Annotated in this window: 18 protein-coding genes, 2 tRNA genes, 1 pseudogene and 1 riboswitch; of the genes and pseudogenes, 4 read left to right on the top strand and 17 right to left on the bottom strand. The window is 47.8% G+C overall.

Going from position 1 to position 21644, the window contains the following annotated elements; all coding sequences use genetic code 11:
- Positions 1 to 82 precede the first annotated feature (82 nt).
- From MHFGQ_RS01700 to xsc, 6 genes are all read right to left on the bottom strand, one after another.
- Positions 83 to 859, bottom strand: a complete 777-nt coding sequence (locus tag MHFGQ_RS01700; protein WP_106004062.1) for an ABC transporter ATP-binding protein — start codon at positions 857 to 859, stop codon at positions 83 to 85.
- Entirely contained in the window at positions 838 to 1662 is an 825-nt protein-coding gene (locus MHFGQ_RS01695; RefSeq protein WP_106004143.1) for an ABC transporter permease, read from the bottom strand. Before MHFGQ_RS01695 ends, MHFGQ_RS01700 begins: the two co-directional genes overlap by 22 nt.
- A 12-nt stretch (positions 1663 to 1674) precedes the next feature.
- Positions 1675 to 2463 carry an ABC transporter permease gene (locus tag MHFGQ_RS01690; protein ID WP_106004063.1) on the bottom strand — a complete coding sequence of 263 codons (789 nt, stop codon included), beginning with the start codon at positions 2461 to 2463 and terminating at the stop codon, positions 1675 to 1677.
- 73 nt (positions 2464 to 2536) lie between these two features.
- The gene (locus MHFGQ_RS01685) at positions 2537 to 3652 is read right to left on the bottom strand and encodes an ABC transporter substrate-binding protein (RefSeq protein WP_106004064.1); all 1116 of its coding nucleotides are present in this window, start codon (positions 3650 to 3652) and stop codon (positions 2537 to 2539) included.
- 76 nt (positions 3653 to 3728) lie between these two features.
- Positions 3729 to 4484: an ABC transporter ATP-binding protein gene (locus tag MHFGQ_RS01680; RefSeq protein ID WP_106004065.1), complete on the bottom strand. Its 756-nt coding sequence runs from the start codon at positions 4482 to 4484 to the stop codon at positions 3729 to 3731.
- A 192-nt stretch (positions 4485 to 4676) separates the two neighbouring features.
- Positions 4677 to 6407 (bottom strand): sulfoacetaldehyde acetyltransferase, encoded by a 1731-nt coding sequence (gene xsc / locus MHFGQ_RS01675; protein ID WP_106004066.1) that lies wholly within the window; start codon positions 6405 to 6407, stop codon positions 4677 to 4679.
- Positions 6408 to 6828: 421 nt separating this feature from the next.
- Between xsc and MHFGQ_RS01670 the strand changes: the two genes are divergently transcribed.
- On the top strand, positions 6829 to 8283 hold the full coding sequence (locus MHFGQ_RS01670; RefSeq protein ID WP_106004067.1) for a sigma-54 interaction domain-containing protein: 1455 nt from the start codon (positions 6829 to 6831) through the stop codon (positions 8281 to 8283).
- 138 nt (positions 8284 to 8421) lie between these two features.
- Here MHFGQ_RS01670 and ald read toward each other — a convergent pair whose 3' ends face one another.
- Both ald and MHFGQ_RS01660 read right to left on the bottom strand, forming a co-directional pair.
- A complete protein-coding gene (gene ald / locus MHFGQ_RS01665) occupies positions 8422 to 9531 on the bottom strand; it encodes an alanine dehydrogenase (protein ID WP_106004068.1) in 1110 nt (369 codons plus the stop codon).
- A 28-nt stretch (positions 9532 to 9559) separates the two neighbouring features.
- Positions 9560 to 10936, bottom strand: a complete 1377-nt coding sequence (locus MHFGQ_RS01660; protein ID WP_106004069.1) for an aspartate aminotransferase family protein — start codon at positions 10934 to 10936, stop codon at positions 9560 to 9562.
- A 321-nt stretch (positions 10937 to 11257) separates the two neighbouring features.
- Between MHFGQ_RS01660 and MHFGQ_RS01655 the strand changes: the two are divergent.
- A pseudogene (locus MHFGQ_RS01655) lies at positions 11258 to 11725 on the top strand (IS3 family transposase); the annotation flags it as partial.
- 211 nt (positions 11726 to 11936) lie between these two features.
- On the opposite strand, the gene MHFGQ_RS01650 reads toward MHFGQ_RS01655, so the two are convergent.
- Positions 11937 to 12011: transfer RNA gene (locus MHFGQ_RS01650), tRNA-Val, on the bottom strand.
- 13 nt (positions 12012 to 12024) lie between these two features.
- Positions 12025 to 12100 (bottom strand) — tRNA-Ala (locus tag MHFGQ_RS01645).
- Positions 12101 to 12242: 142 nt separating this feature from the next.
- On the opposite strand from MHFGQ_RS01645, the gene MHFGQ_RS01640 reads away from it, so the two are divergent.
- Positions 12243 to 13325 (top strand): coiled-coil domain-containing protein, encoded by a 1083-nt coding sequence (locus MHFGQ_RS01640; RefSeq protein ID WP_106004071.1) that lies wholly within the window; start codon positions 12243 to 12245, stop codon positions 13323 to 13325.
- A gap of 66 nt (positions 13326 to 13391) precedes the next feature.
- Here the strand turns inward: MHFGQ_RS01640 and MHFGQ_RS01635 are convergent, their stop codons facing one another.
- From MHFGQ_RS01635 to MHFGQ_RS01615, 5 genes are all read right to left on the bottom strand, one after another.
- A complete protein-coding gene (locus tag MHFGQ_RS01635; protein ID WP_106004072.1) occupies positions 13392 to 13709 on the bottom strand; it encodes a zinc-ribbon domain containing protein in 318 nt (105 codons plus the stop codon).
- Between the two features lie 170 nt (positions 13710 to 13879).
- Positions 13880 to 14761, bottom strand: coding sequence for a radical SAM protein (locus MHFGQ_RS01630; RefSeq protein ID WP_106004073.1), 882 nt, complete (start codon positions 14759 to 14761; stop codon positions 13880 to 13882).
- On the bottom strand, positions 14749 to 15837 hold the full coding sequence (locus MHFGQ_RS01625) for a protein-glutamate methylesterase/protein-glutamine glutaminase (protein ID WP_170066088.1): 1089 nt from the start codon (positions 15835 to 15837) through the stop codon (positions 14749 to 14751). Before MHFGQ_RS01625 ends, MHFGQ_RS01630 begins: the two co-directional genes overlap by 13 nt.
- Positions 15821 to 17869, bottom strand: a complete 2049-nt coding sequence (locus MHFGQ_RS01620) for a chemotaxis protein CheA (protein WP_106004074.1) — start codon at positions 17867 to 17869, stop codon at positions 15821 to 15823. Before MHFGQ_RS01620 ends, MHFGQ_RS01625 begins: the two co-directional genes overlap by 17 nt.
- The gene (locus MHFGQ_RS01615) at positions 17866 to 18354 is read right to left on the bottom strand and encodes a chemotaxis protein CheW (protein WP_106004075.1); all 489 of its coding nucleotides are present in this window, start codon (positions 18352 to 18354) and stop codon (positions 17866 to 17868) included. Before MHFGQ_RS01615 ends, MHFGQ_RS01620 begins: the two co-directional genes overlap by 4 nt.
- A 127-nt stretch (positions 18355 to 18481) precedes the next feature.
- On the opposite strand from MHFGQ_RS01615, the gene MHFGQ_RS01610 reads away from it, so the two are divergent.
- Positions 18482 to 18643: a DUF1540 domain-containing protein gene (locus tag MHFGQ_RS01610; RefSeq protein WP_106004076.1), complete on the top strand. Its 162-nt coding sequence runs from the start codon at positions 18482 to 18484 to the stop codon at positions 18641 to 18643.
- A gap of 9 nt (positions 18644 to 18652) precedes the next feature.
- On the opposite strand, the gene MHFGQ_RS01605 is transcribed toward MHFGQ_RS01610, so the two are convergent.
- On the bottom strand, positions 18653 to 20296 hold the full coding sequence (locus MHFGQ_RS01605) for a methyl-accepting chemotaxis protein (protein ID WP_170066089.1): 1644 nt from the start codon (positions 20294 to 20296) through the stop codon (positions 18653 to 18655).
- Between the two features lie 216 nt (positions 20297 to 20512).
- A riboswitch (cyclic di-GMP riboswitch) is annotated at positions 20513 to 20600 on the bottom strand.
- A gap of 78 nt (positions 20601 to 20678) precedes the next feature.
- Entirely contained in the window at positions 20679 to 21584 is a 906-nt protein-coding gene (locus MHFGQ_RS01600; protein ID WP_106004078.1) for a polysaccharide deacetylase family protein, read from the bottom strand.
- Positions 21585 to 21644 lie beyond the last annotated feature (60 nt).

Below are 21644 nucleotides of genomic sequence, written 5' to 3'. Positions count from 1 at the left end.
TTTATTTACAACTAATTTTAGTTCATTACTAACAATAAATTTTTAACAAACAAGGGATGTAAGGAGAAAGCCACAGTCCATCTTAAAGCAAGAGTTGAGTATCCTCCGTAATACTATGTCGCAGCTCTAAAAAGGCTGGGTCCGTATAGTCACGCGGCCTGGGAAGATCAATTTTATAAACTTTTTTCATTCGTCCGGGCAATTTTCCATCCAGAACAACAATCCTATCACCCAAATAAACAGCTTCCTCGATATTGTTGGTTACAAATATCACGGTTCTTTTTTCCTGTTGCCAGATACGCTGCGTCTCCTGTTCCATCAAATACCTCGTCTGGGCATCAAGCTGTCCAAATGGCTCGTCCAGAAGCATAACCTTAGGATTGATAGCGTATGCTCTGGCAATACCTACCCTCTGCTTCATGCCGCCGCTCAACTGATGTGGGTAATGATTTTCAAAACCACTAAGACCAACAAGATTAATATAATAGGAGGCTATTTTCCTTCTTTCCTCTTTAGGTACACCCCGTAGTTTCAGACCTATCTCCACATTACCCAGAACAGTCTTCCACGGAAAAAGGGTATACCTTTGGAAAACAATACCTCGATCCGGGCCTGGACCTTCTACTTCTTTTCCTTCTAGATAAACCTTCCCACTGCTAGGCTTATAAAGCCCGGCAATAATCTTTAATAAGGTTGTCTTTCCTGATTGTCCAGGTCCCAGTACCACAATGAATTCATTTTCATATACCGAAATGCTAATATTATCCAAGACGTGAATTCTATCTTTGCCTTCACCGAAATACTTGCTAATATTAACGCACTCTATTTTAACCTTTTTTACTCCAGTTCCGTTTTCCAAGGGCAAACCCACCTTTCCAACCAGTTTACTAAAACTGATAATAGCCAAGCTGTTAAAGCGATTATAATCATACCGGAGATAATCTGGGCAGGCCTCGATAAAGTCATCCCGTTGATGATAAGGAAGCCCATACCTTCACGAGCCCCAACTAATTCGGCTGCGAGTACGGTAGTCCAGGCCATGCTCAGGGATATCTGTATACCAGCAAAAATGGCCGGAAAAGCAGCGGGTAACGTGAGATCAAAAAACTCCTGCCTGCGATTTGCGCCAAGCATTCTGATACAGTCATATAGCTCTGGATCAACTAGACGTATGCCATTAAAGGAGTTTATTACACACGGTACAATTGCCCCGATAATGATTATAAATACTTTCGAGGTTTCACCAATACCGAACCACAAAATTGCCAGAGAAATCCACGAGATTGGCGGCATTGGTTTAAATAGATCGAAAACCGGCTTGACCAAACCGTTAATATATTTATTTAGTGCCATCGCCAATCCTATGGGAACACCTATAACCACGGCAATAACAAAACCTATTAAAACACGCCTCAAACTAAACCATAAATGTAAAGGTAGGGTTTTACCGGCCAGGGGATGAGTTAACATATATATAAGATATTTCCCAACTTCTATTGGCCTTGGCATATAATTACCAAATACTTGTTTTACAGCAATCAAATCCCAAACTAAAAGAAACCCAACAATTGAGATTACGTAAAAAGTATACTTATTGTATATAAAATAAAGTATACCTTTTTTTTCTTGAGTTACAGGGGCGCTTTCTGCCGGGAGTTGCATGCTCAATTGCTTTTACCTCCTTATCATACCAGCAGTTAGCTTCTTCTCAATCTTATCGATAATGATGCCCAATATAAAGCCTGTAAGGCCAACCATAATCATGCCAAGGATAATCATATCCGGCATTAATAATCTCCGGCCCATTGTAATCATAAAGCCCAAACCTGTATCAGCAGCTATAAGTTCAGCAGCTACCAGAGCAGTCCAGGAAGCGGCAAGAGCAACCTGCAATCCCCCAAAAACCATAGGTAAGGCTGAAGGAACGCAGACCGTCTTAAAAATCTCCCAGTTGCTTGCCCCATAGGTGCGGGCCATGCGAATATAAACAGGTGCTGTCATTTTCACACCTACAAAGGAGTTAATTACGCAAGGAACTATTCCTGAAGCCCAAATAATAAACACTTTGCCAGACATCCCAATGCCAAACCAGAATATTGCTAGCGGTATCCAGGCAACCGGAGGAATTGGTCTTATCATTTCAAATATTGGCCGCGCTAGCCCTTCTGCCACTACAAACCAACCCATTAAAAGCCCTAAAGGTATTCCGATAGCAAGAGCTAAAACATATCCCAACAAAGCCTCACTGACGCTAACAAGTACATGTGTAATCAAAAGAGCGCCATCAGGATCAGGATGATTCAATTTATAGATAAATAATTTTATCACTTGTAAAGGGGTGGCAAGTAAGGTATTTGGAATTATGCCGGTATCAACAAGTAGCTCCCACAGAATAATTACTGAAATAATACTAATTACAGGCAAATACTTTACAACCCCAGAATTGTTTTCTTGATTTACCATTTTAACCCTCCAATCCCCTTTATACAGGGTAGCGCCTTTGTTTAAAGGCGCTACCCTATATGGCTCTTACTTTTTATTTAATTAACCCTTTTTGCTTTGCCAGCTCTTTTATAAACTTATCGGTAATAAAACCACTCTTCATTACTTTATCTTTTTCTTCCATGGTGAATTTGCCTTGAGAGGCAAAGAATTCGGCTATATCTCCCATTAATTTCTCCATCTTACTAGGCCCGTTAGAGCTATCAAACATTGCTAATTGCTCTTTCAAGTCATACACCGGGTGGAGCTCTATATCCATTGCCGCATCTTCTTTAGATATATCCAGTCCACCCCAATCGTTGAGGAAAGCTTTATAAAGATCTGCTAACCCTTTACCTTCCTTCTTTATTTTGTCAATCTGCTGGAAGTAAATATCAAGGAATTTCACTACCAGGTCCGGATGCTCATCAGCAAATTTCTTGTTAGCCATTATAATGATTGGGAAAATAGCATCTACCTGTTGGGCAGTAGCTACTACCTTCCATCCTTTACGAAGTCCGGTATAGGTAAAAGGTGCCCATAATACAACCATGTCTCCAGCACCTGACTCAAAAGCAGCAACTGCCTGCGCCTGTTCTAAATTCTGTATTTTTACATCAGCTTCTGTCAGTCCAAGGGCCTTTAAATATCTAGACAAACAATAGTGACCACCGGAAACAGTAGTTACAAGAATAGTTTTACCTTTTACCAACTCAGCGGAACCATATATATCGGGATATTTTGGATTTGCTCCTTTAACCTTAAGTATTGGGCTATCAGGTCTTACCATGACAACATTGGCCATCGATTCATCGTCACCAATACCAATTGAATAGGTACCATAACGCAAGGCAGCCATTATAGCCGGTGTAGCACCAGCAGCTCCCACATCCCACTGGTTGGCGGGAAGGGCTTCAATCTGGGGCATACCAGAATCAAAGTAAACCATCTTCAGCTCAAGGCCATTTTTCTTATCTAATCCTTCTTTGATAGCATTATATGTTAAAAATGATTCAAATTCTGGTTGATGGCTAACACGTACGACTGTCAACTTATTTTCTTGTTGTTGGTTACTCTGCTTTTGTTGGCTTCCACCACAGCCAGCAAATAATATTACAGCAAGAATTAAAAATAACCCCAGACACATCAATTTAAATATCTTTTTTATCATAACTTCTCTCCTCCTGTTATTAAATTCACATTCAAGTATAATAAATATCCTCTCCTGCTATCCATTACTTACCCTCTTACCACCATTTAATAAGATCCGTTACCCTCTTTCTAATGGCCACAAATTGCGGGTCTCTAAAGTCCCTTGGGCGCGGAAGATCAACTATCACCTCCTCTTTGATAGTCGTGGGTTTATTAGTGAGTACAAGAATGCGTTCAGCGAGGTAGACTGCTTCCTCAATATTATGGGTTACAAAAATAACAGTAGATTTTAGCTCCTTCCATATACGGATAAGCTCGTCTTCCAAATAATAACGCAACTTTATATCAAGCTGGCCGTAGGGTTCATCCATTAATAAGATATCAGGATTGACTACAAAAGCCCTGGCAATAGCAACCCGCTGCTCCATACTGGCGGATATCTGATTGGGATATAGGTCAGCACAACTAGTCAAGCCTACCAGTTCCAAAATCTTCTCCAAACGTTCTTCTAATTCTTCCTTTGGGACTTTTTTTATCTCCATACCATATGCAACATTCTGTTTAACAGTACGCCAAGGCATACAAGATGGTTCCTGGAATACGAAAGAAATATTGTGCTTTTTGGGATCGGCCACTTCACCATCAATATAAATGTTCCCTTTCGTTGGCGCATATAATTTTGATAGGCAGTTTAAAAAGGTTGTCTTGCCACATCCAGTAGGACCTACTATGCAAAGAAATTCTCCCTCATAAACACTAAAAGAAATATCATTTAAAACAAGAAGCTCGCCGAATTTTTTTGTTAAATTTTTTACTACAACTTTTGGCTTTTTGTTGGCAACCTCACTCACATTTTACACCCCATTACATGTCCCTAAATACTTTTGAGCCTCTATAACCATTCGCCTAAAATGTTTTTTCCTACTAGTTGTATATATTTTTTATATATCTCGTTTCATATATCTCAAGATATTAAAATCTATATAATAGTATTTCACAAGTGGGATAAGACTAATGCTTATCCCACTTGTGAGTAAACTCATTTACCAGTTACGGTAGTCAAGATTGGCATATTTGGGAAGGTAACGTTTTGGCAAAGCCAGCGCATCTTTCCTGAAAGGAGGAGCCAACTGTGTTCCGTCTACCATAAACTCCAATACAACCGGTTGTTCAGATTTAAAGGCCTCATCTAAAGCCTCCCTAATCTCCTCAGGCTTATCAATCCTTATCCCCTTGGCGCCCATTACCCTGGCTAGTTCGGCCCAGCTGGGTTCTTTAATGTCTACACCATAAAAACGATTATTATAAAAATCAACTTGGTTCTTTTTCTCAGCACCCCAGCAGCCGTTGTTGAATACGCAGGCAATTACGGGCAGGTTCTGCTCTACCGCCGTCATGACTTCATAAAAACTCATGCCCCAGGCACCATCACCAACAATGGCAAGTACTGGACACTCAGGCGCGGCAAGCTTGGCTCCCAATCCCGCTTGATAAGCAAAGCCGGTATTGCCCATTGTCAGGCACGCGATATGCTTGCGTGCTTTGTTAAATTTTAAATAGCTGTTGGCTGTGGATGATACATTGCCGATGTCTGTGGTGACTATACAATCTTCGGGAAGGGCGTTGGCTATTTCATACAAGGCCCGACGCGGGTTAATAGGATTGCCTTCTTTCATTGCAAGAGATTTGATCTCCTCTTCCCAGTCGGCTTTTAATTTACGGATTTCTGCCAAGCGAGCCTCGTCAGGCTTGCGTTCTCCCTTAGCCATTAACCTGGCAAGGATTTCTTGGGCAGCTATGCGAGCATCACCCACAATACCCAGTTCCACCGGGTGACGGCGCCCGATCTGTTTAGGGTTGACATCGATTTGTATTATCCTCTGGTTGCCAGTAAAGTACTCTATATCGTATTGAGGCAGAGTTCCGAAAACGGACAGGCGACAACCAATCGCCAGGATTACATCAGCATCTTTAACTGCATACATGGCAGCTTTGGAACCCATGTAACCAATCGGGCCTACCCATAATTCATGTTTGGCCGGGAATGCGTCGTTATGCAGGTAAGACATGGCTACCGGCGCGGTCAAATACTCGGCTATTTTAGCGACCACTTCTACGGCGTCAGCGTCGACTACACCCCGGCCTGAAATTATTACTGGTTTTTTAGCCTCTGCCAGGATAGCAGCAGCTCTGTTTAAACTTTCCGGGTCAGGAACTGTAGGTGTTATCGAACGATATTTTTGTGGTGGCAGGATTTCGTCCTCTAATTCACCGTAAAAATAATCTCTGGGAATATCTAGATATACAACCCCTCGCTCGGCATATGCTATGCGTATGGCCGTACGAATACAATCTGCAGCCCGTCCGGGGTGAGGGATCCTGAAAGCAGCTTTGGTAATGGGCTTAAAAATAGGTACCTGGTCTACCTCCTGGAAACCGTCCCATCCTACAGTGGGTGTTCCCGCAGAAGGTCCAAGCACTAACATGGGAGTATGCGCGTGGTTCGCGGTCGCTACGCTGGTGACGAGGTTGGTGATGCCAGGGCCGTTTTGTCCTATGCACACCCCGATTTTGCCGGTTATCCTGCCGTAAGCATCCATCATGTGCCCCGCCGTGTGCTCATCACGTACCGGGATAAACTTGATCCCTGCCGCCGGCAAGAGGTCGAGTAAATCCATAAAAGCTGACCCGACAATACCCGCCATATATTCTACGCCTTCAGCTAACAGCTGCTCTACTATGGCCTCACTAACTGACATTTTTACTTTTGCCATCAATTATTACCTCCTCATATGATTATGATAGAGAAACAATGGAAAACCATTTCCGCTTACCATTCCCAGATAGATATTAAACTAGATATAAAAACTCATTTCTTTGTGTGTGCAATTTATTACCTCATCCCCCCTTAATACTATTAAAGCAAATTTTATGCCATAATAATTTAAACCTTATTCCTTTGTCTTTTTTGTTACAAACTTTTATTTTGTAGCCTAAATCCAAACGTAGAATAAACCATTTTTGACTTAAGCTCACCTATAATTCATTCTTTAACACATTAATATTGTCTAAGTCATCTAAGAATTACTGTTTTATTTTTGACTTAATTAATATTAACACCGGCAGGAAATAAACACTTAATAGCGAATAGCAAAAATATAAATTCTTTCAGTGCTTTAAGGAGGAGAAAAGTAAATGGCTAAAAAGGCAACCCAAGAGAAAGAATTACCTCTTTGCAATATAAAACATATCGATTTTGATTTTTCTCTGTTAGCTAAAATCCTAGATAGCTGTCAAGACGAAATATTTATAACTGATAGCACCGGTACCACCCTTTACGCTAATAAAGCCTTTGAAAAACATTACGGGGTCAAGGTTCATGAAATCATCGGCAAGAAAGCTTGGCAATTAGCAGAAAAAGGACTATGTTCCGCTTCTCCTATACCCCTGGTAATAGCCGAGAAAAAGGAATTCACCATCGAGCAAGAAACAGCAACCGGTAATAAACTTATTGTAACAGCAACGCCTATATTTAACGAGGAAGGAGAAATTGAATATATAGTAGAAAATTGTCGTGACATCACAGAACTAACTTCAATTAAACATAATTTAGAAGAAACGCGGCGGCTGCTGGAAAAATATCAGCAAGAAATTAAAATGCTACGCAAAAAAGACCTGGTCATTGGCGATCTCTTATTTCACAGCAAAAAAATGAAAATTTTACTTAATACATTACAACGTATAGCTCAAACAGATTCTACTATCTTGCTTCTAGGCGAGACGGGAACGGGTAAAAGCGTTCTGGCTAGGTATATTCACAGCATAAGCGGGCGAAAAGACGGCCCATTTATTACTATCAATTGTGCCACTATACCCGAATCTTTGTTTGAATCTGAGCTTTTTGGGTACAGTACTGGAGCTTTTACTGGTGCATGTAAAGGCGGCAAGATAGGGCTTATAGAACTGGCCCACGGCGGGACCCTGTTTTTAGATGAGATTGGAGAAGTCCCCTTCACTATCCAGGCTAAACTCCTCGAACTTATTCAAAATCGTCATTTTCTTCCTGTTGGGAGTACTACCTGGAAAAATATAGATGTTAGAATTATCGCCGCCACTAATCGTGATTTAAATAAACTGGTAAATGAAAAGAAATTCCGTGAGGATCTTTATTACAGGTTAAAGGTGTTTGATATTGAAATCCCACCTTTAAGGGAAAGACCCGAAGATGTGCTTCCCCTCCTCAACCTCTTTTTAGATAAGTATAATGCGCAGTATAAGGTTTCTCACCAATTCTCTCGTGATACTCTGGATATTTTACTAAGATATAACTGGCCTGGGAATATAAGAGAACTACAGCACCTAGTCGAACGGCTGGTAGTTACTGTAAATGAAAAAATTATCCAGCCAAAGCATCTATCTGCTAACCTCCACCCAGCGCCAAATTCTCTATATAACCTTACATTCAATGAGAAAAATTCACTAGATGAGATTTTGGAAAAGGTTGAACGGGAAATAATAATTAAAGCTTACAAGCAATTTGGTAGCACTTATAAGGTGGCAAAAGCTCTAAATATATCCCAGAGTAAGGCAAGCAGGAAAATCCGCAAGTATATCTCGCAAACAGATAAGACCGCTTCTATTTCTGATTAATGTTGGCATTTTTGTCGGCATTAGTCTTATCTCTAAGCGGGGTGAGGGTATACCAGGATATCCCCCCACCCCCATTAAGAAAATAGAATTAGTTACTTATTTTGTGCATTAAGCTGTTTTTGAGTAAATTATATCGGGTTACAATACTAACGGGTAATATGGCATATCGTGAGCTTCCGCCACACCTTTATTTGTAAGCTTGCCATCAAATGTATTTACGCCTTTGGCCAGGTATTGATTTTCTCTTATTGCCCTCTCCCAACCCTTGTTCACAATCTCTAAAAGGTACGGAAGAGTTGCGCTGGTTAAAGCTAGAGTTGACGTCCGTGGTACCGAACCGGGAATATTTGCAACGCTGTAATGGATAACACCAAACTTCTCAAAAGTAGGATTGCTGTGCGTTGTCACCCGGTCTACTGTTTCAATGCATCCGCCCTGGTCAATGGCTACATCTATTACCACAGAACCAGGCGCCATCTTCTTGATCATTTCTTCAGTTACTATGCGAGGGGCTTTATACCCTGGCACCAGGACCCCGCCTATCAATAAATCCGCCTTGCTTATTGCATATTCTAGATTATATTCATTTGAAATCAGGGTCTTAACCCGGCCACCAAATATATCATCTAGATAGCGCAGTCGCTCAGCATTGATATCTAGTACATAGACTTCGGCCCCTAATCCCACAGCTATCTTGGCCGCAGATGTGCCTACAACTCCAGCCCCAACTATAACTACTACCCCCGGAGCAACGCCTGGTACCCCACCAAGGAGAACGCCTTTGCCACCAAAGGGTTTTTCAAGTAACCTAGCCCCGATCTGGACAGACATCTTGCCTGCAATTTCACTCATGGGTTTTAAAAGCGGCAGGCTGCCATCCTTTAGTTCTACCGTTTCATAAGCAATACCGACAATTTTTTTCTTTAAAAGAACCTCGGTAAGCTCTTTATCAGCCGCCAAGTGGAGGTAAGTGAAAAGGACCTGTCCTTCTTTTAATAATGAGTATTCGGGGGGAAGTGGCTCTTTAACTTTGAGTATTAAATCCGCTTCTGAAAAAATCTTTGCTGGGCTTTCTTCCATTATTGCCCCTGCTGCTTGGTATTCGGCGTCAGAAAAACCGCTAATGTTACCAGCTCCAGCTTCAACTATAACTTTATGACCCATCTTGACCAGCATCTTACAACCTGCCGGTGTAAGGGATACTCTGCCTTCTTTATCTTTTATCTCTTTAGGAACACCAATTATCATTATGATTAAGCCCCCTTATTTTCTGTCTTTATTTAACTTTTTCTAATGCATTCCGTATCGCTGTAACGATCCTGTTAACCTCATCTTTATTGATTATCAATGGCGGAGCCATGGTAAGAACATTATTGAGGGAAGGAATGCTTCTGTTCATCTTACCGATAAGAACGCCCTGTTTTTTGACTTCTGCTACTATCCGAGCTACGTAATCTTCAGAAGCCGGCTCTTTTGTCTTCTTGTCACTTACAATCTCAATGCCGGCAAAAAGACCTTTACCCCTGACCTCACCAACCATGGGTAGGCTTTCCAATTCCTTTAATTCTCCAAGTAGGTATTCACCCATCTTGGCGCTGTTCTCGACCAGATTTTCTTCTTCTATAATCTTTATGTTTTCTAATGCCGCTGCAAACGCTGCAGTGCACCCGCCATATGTGCTTATATCACGGAAATACCCCAGCTTATCACTTAGATCTACTACAAATTCATCAAATATCTCTTGGGAAGCCATTGTAGCAGAAAGCGGTATATATGAACTGGCTATGCCTTTGGCCATAGTAATCATATCAGGTTCTACGTTATAGTGCTGATGCCCAAACATCTTGCCCGTACGGCCAAAGCCGTTCACTACTTCATCCATAATAAGGAGTATTTCATATTTCTTGCATATCTCCTGTAGTACTTGATAGTACTCAGCTACCGGTGGTATAATACCTCCACCTGCCGTAATGGGTTCGACTATAACGGCAGCGATTGCCTCCGGAGTTTCTTTCTTAATTAAATCTTCGAGGGCACGTGCGCAATCTATATCGCAGCTTGGATATGTTTTGTTAAAGTGACAACGATAACATAAAGCATGGGGTATTTCCACAAAGCCTTCAAGCAATGGTTCATATCCCAGCCTTCTTTCGGGTTGGCCGGTAGCACTCATGGCTGCAAAAGTGGTACCATGATAATCACGATAACGATAAACAATTTTATACTTGTTCTTGCCAGGATATTTTTTATGAAAATACTGCCGGGCCATCTTAAATGCTTTTTCATTTGCCTCAGAACCGCTGTTGGAGAAGAAAGCTTTCGGCAAGCCAGTTAATGAGGCAAGCTTTGTAGCCAGCATAATATACGGGGGCGTAGCCGCAGTGCCGGCATAGTACGCTAGCTCTATTAATTGTTCATATACTGCTTTTGCTATTTTCTCCCGGCCATAACCAACGTTTACACACCATACCCCACCTGATAAGGCATCCAGGTATTCATTACCATCAATATCTTTTACATAACATCCCTTCCCTTTTACCATAATTTGTGGCTCCTGTTGTTCAAAAATCTTATGATTTGTAAGGTGGAGCCATAAATGTTCCTTATGCATTTTTGTTAATTCAGCCTTGTTCAGCCAATTATCCTGAGGCATCTTTCTTCCCCCTTCTTCCTATCCCATGTTTTGTCCCGGTAAATAAATACCAGGCTTATTAAAATTCTAACTACGTTAAAATAGCAATTTTTATGCCAGCCTATAAAAGCTTTATTATATCGCTTTACTCAAACGCAACCCTAAAACAAATAACCCCACTTTTAAGTCATCTTTAACTTAATTTAGCATCTATTTTCTTGGCTTGTTTTTATTTCACTATTTCTTAAAGTCATTTTAGAATTATATAATTTATATTTGACTTAAATTATCTGCGTGAATAATAATCTAAAAAGGGTTAATTGTGTTCACTTATACAGCTAACAAGCCTTCCCCGGCATAGGGAAGCAGATGCCGGCACCGATCTGAAAGAGGAAAACCGCCGCTTGAAAAAGGAGGTGGCAATCGTCCAGGAGGAACGAGCAACAAGAGCCGTAAAACATACGGCAGTCCCCGCATCCATAAGCATCTGGGCAGGGTTGGTATCCACTGCGGCAAAAAGAGGGCTGAGCGGCTGATGCGAGAAGCAGGGATCCAGGCCATCCAAAAACGCAAATTCAAGGTGACCACCGTCTCCAGGCACAACCTTCTGGTGGCCGAAAACATCTCAAACAGGGAGTTTACTGCTAATATCCCCAATAAAAGCTGGCTAACGTATATCACGTATATCAATACCGAGGAAGGGTGGCTATACCTAGCTATATGGACATCACCAACCGCCGTCCTCGCCGGGGATTGATCATCCATTCTGACCGAGGCAGCCAGTATGCCAGCTACGATTATCAGCAACTTTAATTTTCCTGAAAGACTTGACGACCGGAAGGCGGAACGGCTCAACTCCTTCCTCTTCGGCATCAGCGACACAAAAAAAGCCGGCAGTTAGCAACTGCCAGCGTTGGAGACTATTGAAGACTATAGGTGAACAAAATGTGAACAGCTTCCTGTTTCTCCCTACAGGAAGCTGTTCATGATGCTTTAAACCCTTGCGATACCTTGTTTTCCCTGGTGGGCACGGCAGGGATTGAACCTGCGACCTCTTGAATGTGAGTCAAGCGCTCTCCCACTGAGCTACGCGCCCTTATATACCTTTTTGGTGGACGTGAGGGGATTCGAACCCCTGGCCTCTAGAGTGCGATTCTAGCGCTCTCCCAACTGAGCTACACGCCCTTGTCAACAATGCAAATTTATTATAAACTTTTCCCCTAGATCTGTCAAGGCAAACCGGAGGCATCTTATTTTTAACATTTTTTTCCAATAAAGCAGGAGTTATCATCATCCCGGCGAATATTTTACACAGGGAGGGATGGCCATGAAGCGGCGGGTCCTCGTATTTGTTGTTTTTTTCTTTCTTTTGATGGTAAACATTCCCGCCTCTAAGGCAAACGATGTAAAAGAGGTTCTAAGGCAGCGCCTTCAGAACAGCCAGAACGAAGAAAGCCGCCTCCTGCAGGAAATCCTGCGCCTCGACGCCCGCTTGCAAAATGCCGCCGCCGAACAGCAAAAGCTGGAACAACGCCTGCTGCTCGTTCAAAAAGAACTCGATGCGGCCCGGGCGGCCCAGGCGCAGGCGGAAAACAGCCTGGCTGCGGGAAGGCGCGACTTTGAACGCAGCCTGCGCTTTTTTTACCTTCACGGTTCTTCTTCCTTCCTAGCAGCCGCCTGTTTAAGCGAAAATCCTTCTGATTTTTTTATTCGCTGGGAATTATTGAAATACCTTGCTGATTATTTTTGGGGTATCGTGCGCCACAACCTGGCCCTGGCGGATATGGCCCGGGAAAAAAGTAACCTTGCCGCAGCCAAAGAACGACAGCTGGAAGAGGCCCGGCAGGCCGTTCAGGCAAATCAGGAAACCATTTTGGCATTAAAAAAGCAGCAGGAAGAAAGGCTGGACTCCCTGCGACGGCAGAACAGCGTCTGGTCGCGGGATCTACTGGCCCTGGAAAAGGCCTGGGCCGGCGCCCTGCCCACTTTGCAGTACCTCTTGCAGTCACTACCTTCCCTACCCTGGCAGAGCCTAAGACCGGACGCCGTTCAGTTGGTTCTGGGGCGCGGTGAGGTAATGGCCACCTTCAGCCAGCAGAATATTTATAAGACTATTTTTGCTCCGCAGAAGGAGCTGGAAAATATACAGCTAATTCTGGAGGACGGGGGCATAAAAATTGCCGGTCCGGATTTTGAAATTCAGGGGACCCTGGCCGTCTACGGCCCCAGCCAGCTTTTATTTAATCCCCAGAATGTGACCTTTTCCGGTTTCCTCCTCGAGCCTTCCACCTGGGCCGTGCTTCTACCCCAGGAGAAGCTAATCCTGAACCTTCCCCCTCCCTATTATGGGTTGCAGTTTCAAAATATCACCCTTCTGTCCGGAAGGATGCTCCTTACTCTAAGGAGATAAAATATAAAACCCGGCGTCAATAATATTCGCCGGGTTTTATAAATAGCCCTTTACAGGCTTCCCAAGCTAGCGGTAGCTCCGCACCTTCATTGAATTGTAACAGTCGCGGCAGTATACCGGCCTGTCGCCCCGGGGTTCAAAGGGCACTTCTGTTACCATACCACACTGGCTACATACGGCCCTGTACATCTGCCGCGGCCCGGAGCGGAAGTCATGACGCCGCTGGCCGTTGCCCTGGCGGGCCTTGCGGGCCGCCCGGCACTCGGGACAACGTGAAGGTTCATTGGTAAAACCCTTTTCGGCGAAAAATTCCTGCTGACCGGCAGTAAAGACAAACTCGCTTCCACACTCTTTGCAGGTCAGGATCTTGTCTTGATAAAACATCTTGCTTCTCCCCAAAAGATAGTCTCCCTAAAGCCAACGGACAAGTACCATACTTCCCAAGACTATCCCAGGGGAGATAGTTAGGTGTAGGCCAAGCCGACGTTCTTTAGAGGCAATGTTAGTATACCGTAAATCCTATAATTTTGCAACTTCCTTATATGCCGTTTATCCTAGAATTCAGGGATATAAGCCGTTGTAGAGGCTTCCAATCCCTGACAATAACCATTTTCTAAGCCTAAGGCCTCAAAATAATCAAGGAAGGCTTCATATTCGGCGGCCGTTATGGGGCGATTAATCTCGGGGCATCGTCCTGCCTGCCAGACGGGAACGTACTGGGCCATCAGGCTGACATAAGTTTCCCTGGGCAGGTTGTCCCTGATCCAGTCGAGGATCCGGCAGGCGGCTTTTACCTGACCAGGTAACAGTAGATGACGAATTAAAAGACCGCGCCTGGCCATGCCCCCTTCATCGAAGGTCAGGGTGCCTACCTGCCTGTACATTTCCAGTATAGCCGCCGTCGCCGCGCTGAAATAATCCGGGGCATGGCTATAACGACCGGCGGTGGCGGCGTCGATATATTTGAGATCCGGGAGATAGATATCTACCAGGCCTTCCAGAGAGCGTAAAGCAGCAACGGTTTCATAGGCATTGCTGTTATAAACCACCGGGATGTTAAGCCCTTCTTCTTTCGCTTCGATAAGGGCGGGGATGATCACGGGTATATAGGGTGTCGGCGAAACTAAATTTATGTTGTGGGCACCACTGGCCTGAAGGTCGAGAAAAATCCCATTTAAATCGGCTACAGTTATTTCCCGCCCTCTACCCTGCCAGCTGATGCGATAGTTCTGACAGTAAATGCAGCGCATGTTGCAGTGGGAAAAAAACACCGTTCCCGATCCCCTGGTGCCGCTCAGACAGGGTTCTTCCCACTTGTGCAGGAAGGCCCTGGCCACCTTCGGCAGGGCCCCGGCGCGGCAAAAACCGCGTTCACCGGCTAGGCGGTTTACACCGCAGGACCGGGGACAAAGGGTGCAGTGTTCTAGAACCTCCATTGGGTGTTCTCTCCTTTACTGTAAGGAGGGCCAGAAGTAACAAGGGATACTATCTCGCCGGCAATGGCCGGCAGCGGTAAAACTAGATCGGCCAGGCCGGCTTCCACCGCCGCCCGGGGCATGCCGTATACAATGGACGTTTCTTCATCCTGGGCTAAAACCATACCGCCTTGTTCTTTAATGGCCCTGAGCCCGCGCAATCCATCGTTTCCCATACCTGTAAGTATCACTCCCAGGCTGCGTTTGCCGTATACGGTGGCAACCGAAAGGAAAAGCACGTCGGCCGACGGTTTAAAAATGGTAGGTATGCCGGCGTCTTCCGTGAGATGCGTCCTAACCACGCTTCCCTTTCTTTCAACGACCATTTGTTTTCCCGCTGGAGCAATGAGAACCACGCCAGGACCTACGACATCACCTTCCTGCGCTTCCCTGATTTCCAGGGCGGAAAGCTCGTTTAAGCGGCGGGCCAGGGCTGCGGTGAAACCGGGAGGCATATGCTGAACAATTACGATGCCGATGGGAAAATCGGCGGGAAGCCTGGTGAGGACCTGCTGTAGCGCCGCCGGGCCACCCGTAGAAGTGCCGACGGCTACGACATCAAAGCGGCCCATGCCCGCGGATAATAAAGGTGCCGGGACGATCTCCCGGCAAGGTTTGCCCAGACAGAGACGCCGCGGTGGGATGCGGGCCGCGGCCTTTACTTTTTCCGGCAATATTTGCGCCAGCTCTTTTACTTCTACTGTTTTTTGCGGTTTTAAAACGAAATCGACGGCCCCCAGCTCTAGAGCCCTTAAGGTTACTACCGCCCCGGCTTCGGTGTGGGCGGAAAGCATGATTACGGCCACCGGTTTTTGGGCCATAAGTTTTTCCAGGGTTTCCAGGCCATCCATAACCGGCATTTCCACATCCAGGGTTATTACGTCGGGGGCCAGGAGAGAGGCCTTCTCTAAAGCCTCCTTGCCGTTGCGGGCGGTCCCCACCACCTGGATTTCGGGATCATTAGCCAAAATATCGCCGACCACGCGCCGGATAAAGGCGGAATCGTCGACGACCAGCACCTTAACTGGCAAGTTCACGGTTTGCTTCCACTCCCAGGCCGTCAATTAGGCTCCTAACATCGAGTATTAGGGCCACACTGCCGTCGCCCATGATCGTCGCACCGGCAATGCCCGGTATCTTGCCGATAAAATTGCCCAGGGACTTGATTACGATTTCCTGCTCGCCGATTAAATTTTCGACGATAAAGCCAATTTGTTTTTCCGCCAGGCCGACAATTACGACGGCATAGCTTTCTCCGGGCGGCAGTTCGCGGGCCTGCCCCAAGGCATGCCCAAGATATACAAGGGGCAGGACGCGCCCGCGTACTACTACTACCTGCTGGCGATGGACGTACTGGATTTCGGCGGGGGTAATGCTGATGATTTCAATGACGTTGGCCAGGGGAAAGGCATATACCTGGCCGCCGTTCTGGACCAAAAGGGAACGGTTAATGGCCAGGGTAAGGGGAAGCTTGATGGTAAAGCAGGTGCCTTTGCCCGGGGTGGTGCGTATGTCAATGGTGCCGTTAATTTTTTCTAAATGGGCACGGACAATGTCCATACCTACCCCGCGGCCGGAGACGTCTGTAACCTTATCAGCTGTGGAAAATCCCGGTTGAAAGATGAGGTCCAGAGCCTCCCGGGGATGCAAGCGGGCGGCGGCCTCGCGGCTGATCAAACCTTTCTCTACCGCCTTGGCCTTAATCTTTTCTGGATCCATACCGGCGCCGTCGTCTTCCACGGTGATGACGATCTGGTTTTCCTGGTGAAAGGCGCGCAGCCGCACCGTCCCGCGACGCGGTTTACCGGCCTTCAACCGCTCTGCCGGATCTTCTATGCCATGATCGATGGCGTTGCGCAGTAAATGAATGAGGGGATCGCCTATCTCTTCGATTACTGTACGGTCCAGCTCGGTTTCCCGACCTTCAACAATAAAGTCGATCTCTTTTCCGGCCTTGCGGGCCAGATCCCTCACCATACGGGGAAAGCGGTTGAAAACCTGGTCAATGGGGAACATGCGCGCCTTCATGATCTCTTCCTGGAGGTCGGAGGTAATGCGGCCTATGTGCATGGATACTTCCTCAAGGGTTTCCAGCAATTCTTCGCTGCCCAGCCGGGCCTTTAAACCGTTGCCTACCTCCGCCAGCCTGGTGCGGTCGATTACCAGTTCCCCCACCAGATTCATAAGGTTTTCCAGGCGCTGAACGTCTACCCGCACCGTTTGGGTTATCCGGTTCTCTCCTCCCCGTCCTTCCGCCTGGGAAATGGGACCCTCGCCGCCCCCCGCCGCAGGCGCTTTCCGGGTCGTTTTTTCCATGTCTTCGGCAAGTCTTATAGGACGCACAACTACTTCTTGAATTTCCGATATGGACTTGACGATGTTCGCCAGGGTGTCGGCGTCTTCGCGGCTCACCAGAACCAGGGTAAAGGTGTCGTCAAACCGTTCGGCTTCTAAATCCTGGGTATGGGGTATGCTTTTGATTATCTCACCGACATCCTTAAGATTGTTGAAAACGAGGTAGGCCCGCGCCCCCTTCATCTGGCATCCTTGCTCCAGGCGCACCTGGATCTCATAAGGATTGAACCCTTTCACCTGGGCGGCGCGAATGACATTTTCCTCTATATCATCTAATGTTAAGTTGTGCCCGCCGCCCTTTTCCGCGGCATCCCCCGCCGCCTTTTGGGGGGCTAAAACGCTCTCCAGGCGGGCAACGACATCGTCTATTTCCCCGGATTCGCCACTGCCGGCGGCCAGGCCGTCTTTTAACAACCGCAGTCTATCCAGACTGGCCAGCAGAACGTCGATTATTTCCCGGTTAACGGCCATTTTGCCCTGACGGAGTAGGTCAAGGACGTTTTCCATACGATGGGTCAGGGTGGCCAGGCGGTTAAAACCCATAGAAGCCGAGGAACCTTTGAGGGTGTGGGCCGCCCGGAAAATGGTATTCAACAATTCAATGTCGTCTGGGGACTGCTCCAGCTTGACAATAGCTTCATCCAGCTGCTGCAGCTGTTCTTCTGCTTCGTCAAGGAAAATGCCCAGATACTGGGACATATCCAGTTCGCTCATTGTCCATCCACTCCGGCCGCCATACCCTGTTCTAGCTGACGCTGTTCGCTTTCCTGTAGAACCCGTTCCAGATCTAAAAGGATAATCAACCGTTCATTCCATTTCCCCACGCCTTTTAAATAGGCCACATCAATACCGCTGATCATGGAAGGAGGCGGTTCAATGCTGGCCACCGGCAGGCGTAGAACTTCAGAAACGGAATCGACGATCATGCCGACGGTTACCCGCCCCATCTCTACCACCATGATCCTCGTGTTATTCGTGACCTCGCCCTGGGGCAAATGGAAGCGTTTGTGAAGGTCGATCACGGGGATGATGCGACCGCGCAGGTTTATTACCCCTTCTATAAAGGCCGGGGTTCGCGGAATCGGAGTAATGTTCTGCATGCGAATGATTTCCTGGACGTAGTTGATGTCGACGCCATATGTTTCGCCGGCCAGCTGAAAAACTACCAGCTGCACTTCGGCCGCCGTTCCGTTTGCCACTTATAGCTCACCTCTCTTTATGATGGTTATTTCCGCATATAGAGTTTAATTCCTGCAAAAAAAGTATATTTTTATCTTTCCGGGTCAGGCTAAAAATAGATTAGACCGCTTGAAGGATGTGGAAAATATGCCTCCGCGCATTAAATGTCGGGTAGCCAATTGCATCTACTGGCAGGACGGCACCTGCGGCGCCGAAAGCATAACCGTGGCCGTTCAAGGAACGCCCAATAACTCCAGCGCCAAAAACGATCGCGACACCGAATGCGAAACCTTCCAGGCCCGGGCATGAGGCGGTCCTTTAAAGTTTGAAACTGGCCACCGCCCTTTCCAGCTCACCGGCGGCCGTCGCCAGCTGCCGGGCCGCCTGGCTGATCTGGTCTACAGCCGCCGTCTGCTCTTCGGTGGAAGCGGAAACCTCCTGGGTGCTGGCGGCCATCTCTTCTATACCGGCGGCTATGCTCTCCACCCGGCCCTTTACCTGCCGGGAGCCGGCGTACATTTCTTCGGACTTGGACGCCACGTTTTTAATTTTACCTACCAGGGTGGCGACGGCTTCGGCAATGGCCGCGAAGGCCGTGCCTGTCTGGCCTACCACTTCCGCCCCCCGGCGAACGTCGGCGGTGCCTTCGGCCATGCCGGCCACGACGCGCTCTGTCTCGCGCTGAATTTCGGCAATCAGGCCGACGATCTCTTTGGCGGCACCCGCCGCCTGCTCGGCCAGCTTGCGTACCTCTTCGGCCACTACGGCAAAGCCGCGGCCCTGCTCCCCGGCCCTGGCCGCTTCAATGGCAGCGTTGAGGGCCAGGAGATTGGTCTGCTCGGCGATGCCGGAGATAACGCCGACAATCTGGCCTATCTGCCGGGAACGGCTGCCCAATTCTTCAATGGCTGCAGCCAGCTCTTTCATCCTGCTGGTAATGGCCTCCATTTGACGGGTGGCCTCTTTCACCGCCAGTTCGCCTTCGGCGGCCTTCGCCGCTGCCTGTTCGGAAGCGGCGGCCATCTCCTCGGCATTGCGGTGCACTTCTTCTACCCGGGCCACCTGGGCGTCGGTCGCCGCCGCTGTCTCGCTGACATGGCGGGCCTGGTCTTCGGCACCTTTGGCCATTTCCTGGGTGGTGGCCGCCACCTGGCGGGCGGCCTCTCCCAGTTCCTGAGACATACGCGCCAAATCCCGGCTGGCCGCAGTCACCTGTTCCGTCATTGTGCGCACCCGGCCGATGAGCCGGCGCAGGTTGTCGCCCATGGCGTTGAAGGCCGCGGACAATTTGCCCACTTCGTCATTGGCGAAAATCTTGAGGGGTTCGGCGGTGAGGTCCCCTTCCGCAATGCGCGCAGCGTAGGCGGCCAATCTGCCTAGAGCCCTGGAAATCATGCGGCTGATGAGCCAGGCCACCGCCAGGGCCAATAGAAGGGCCAGAATGAGGCCGCTGATGAGGGCGGAACGCGCCGCGGTGACGGCTGCGGCCAGCCGTTCTTCGGCCGTTTTATTTTGATCGCCCATCTCTTTAGCCAAATGGTTGCCAATATTATTGAGGTTGTCCAGGGAGGCCCCCATCTGGAAGCTTAATATGGGCAAGGCTGCCAGGCGGTCGGCCTGGCTGGTATTGACGATGCTGTTTTTAAAGGTATCGTTGAAGCTCTTGGCGGCCTGGGTCATGGCCGCAAGGTACCCGGCTGTTTGCCCGTCGAGCTGCCGTCCTTCAAGGGCGGCGCGGGCGTCGTTGAAACGCTGCATGGCCTCGTCAAAAGCATTGATATGTGTCGCGGAGCCATTGATTATGTAATCGGTGGCCCGGCGGTAAGCATCCCAGACGGCATTGCTCATCTCATTAAAAAGCATGTTTTCTTCGTGGGTCTGAATGACTTCCCGAGAAATAGCGTCAATTTCCTGCAGGCTGAAGTTTACATAGGCCACCACGGCAACAAATATCAAAATCACAAGGGAAAATCCGGCCAACAATTTCGCGCCCAATCGAACGCGGCTAAAATATCCCCCTCCGCCTTTAGCCTTAAGACTCGGGAATGCCCCGGGCGTTTCGCCGCCTCTCTGTCCCTTTTCCTCCTTCTTTTTCCTTAATAATCGGCCCATATACTTGCAGCTCCCCTCCGGTTGTTAAAATAATAAAGGCCACCCCCTGGGTAGCCCCGTTCCACCCGCGGCAACTGGCTGTCCTGGCCCTTACCGGGCTTTAGACCCTGTAGCTTTGCGCCCCTGCCTTTCGACAGGTTTGCCTTTTTTCGGGGAATTTTTTCTATTTTCGCCTTAAATTATACCCCAGGGGGCGGCATTATGCAAGATATGCCAATTAAGAATTTCTTTGCTATTCTTCCATGCCTCCTGCCGCCATTAACTCGGAAACCGTCACCAGCTCGTACCCCTTTTCCCTAAGCCTTTTTACCAGGAGGGGGAGGGCCGCCAGAGTTCCGGGATGACCTTCGTGGAGAAGGATGATGCTCCCGTCCCGCACATTATTCATGACGTTTTTGACGATGGCGTCCGGACCAGGGTTGGACCAGTCGCGGGGGTCGATGTTCCAGGTCACCGTTTTTAATTTTAATTCCGTAGCCGCGGTAAGCAGATCGTCACTTAAGGCTCCATAGGGAGGGCGAAAATATTTAATCTGCCCGCCGCTTATTTCCTCCAGGACAAAGGCGGCCTGCCTCAAGTCGGCTTGGGCCTCTTTAAAGGGAACCTTGCTTAAGTTGGCGTGGCGCCACGAATGGCTGGCTACTTCGTGCCCCCCGGTAAGAACCGCCTGCACCAGCTGGGGAAAGGCCTGCGCCTGCCGCCCGACCAGGAAAAAGGTCGCCGGGGTTTTGGTGGCTGCCAGCACTGCTAAATAGCGCTCCGTCCATCGAGGAAAAGGGCCGTCGTCAAAGGTGAGGGCCACCCGGCGTCCGGCATTTGGTACCTGGCGCAGGGGCCGGGACGGTTCTACACGTTCTGCAGGATGAGTTTCCGTAGGATAAGGTTTTAACCCTTCCGGTCCATTGGATAACCCCGGAGGGGAGGTTTCCGGCAATGCCTCCATAAAAACGTATGGAAATACGCCGTCTTCCCGGTACCAGGACGCACCGGCGATAGTAGCGACGACTGACATTAAGGCCGCCAGGGTAATCACGTAACATAGCCGCAGCAATACCTCGGCCCAAACCGCCCTGGCATGCCTGCCGACACCCTCCGCCCGAAGCCAGCGCTCCTCAACAATTTTCCCTGCCTGTCCCATTTCTCGGACCGCCTTCCCGCCCGCAAGTCTTTCGTCCTTCTACATAATTAGACGTTTTTC

Source organism: Moorella humiferrea, assembly GCF_039233145.1.
In the GTDB taxonomy this organism is placed as follows: domain Bacteria; phylum Bacillota; class DSM-521; order Neomoorellales; family Neomoorellaceae; genus Neomoorella; species Neomoorella humiferrea.
The sequence above is the reverse complement of the archived record's forward strand: the minus strand, read 5'-3'. Positions and strand labels throughout refer to the sequence as shown.

Bases quoted from the DNA above. Each gene is read 5' to 3' on its own strand.
- MHFGQ_RS01670 (WP_106004067.1), top strand. From the start codon at position 6,829: ATGGCTAAAAAGGCAACCCAAGAGAAAGAATTACCTCTTTGCAATATA.
- MHFGQ_RS01610 (WP_106004076.1), top strand. From the start codon at position 18,482: ATGCCTCCGCGCATTAAATGTCGGGTAGCCAATTGCATCTACTGGCAG.
- MHFGQ_RS01640 (WP_106004071.1), top strand. From the start codon at position 12,243: ATGAAGCGGCGGGTCCTCGTATTTGTTGTTTTTTTCTTTCTTTTGATG.
- MHFGQ_RS01620 (WP_106004074.1), bottom strand. From the start codon at position 17,869: ATGAGCGAACTGGATATGTCCCAGTATCTGGGCATTTTCCTTGACGAA.
- MHFGQ_RS01600 (WP_106004078.1), bottom strand. From the start codon at position 21,584: ATGGGACAGGCAGGGAAAATTGTTGAGGAGCGCTGGCTTCGGGCGGAG.
- MHFGQ_RS01635 (WP_106004072.1), bottom strand. From the start codon at position 13,709: ATGTTTTATCAAGACAAGATCCTGACCTGCAAAGAGTGTGGAAGCGAG.
- MHFGQ_RS01690 (WP_106004063.1), bottom strand. From the start codon at position 2,463: ATGGTAAATCAAGAAAACAATTCTGGGGTTGTAAAGTATTTGCCTGTA.
- ald (WP_106004068.1), bottom strand. From the start codon at position 9,531: ATGATAATTGGTGTTCCTAAAGAGATAAAAGATAAAGAAGGCAGAGTA.
- xsc (WP_106004066.1), bottom strand. From the start codon at position 6,407: ATGGCAAAAGTAAAAATGTCAGTTAGTGAGGCCATAGTAGAGCAGCTG.
- MHFGQ_RS01685 (WP_106004064.1), bottom strand. From the start codon at position 3,652: ATGATAAAAAAGATATTTAAATTGATGTGTCTGGGGTTATTTTTAATT.
- MHFGQ_RS01630 (WP_106004073.1), bottom strand. From the start codon at position 14,761: ATGGAGGTTCTAGAACACTGCACCCTTTGTCCCCGGTCCTGCGGTGTA.
- MHFGQ_RS01695 (WP_106004143.1), bottom strand. From the start codon at position 1,662: ATGCAACTCCCGGCAGAAAGCGCCCCTGTAACTCAAGAAAAAAAAGGT.
- MHFGQ_RS01660 (WP_106004069.1), bottom strand. From the start codon at position 10,936: ATGCCTCAGGATAATTGGCTGAACAAGGCTGAATTAACAAAAATGCAT.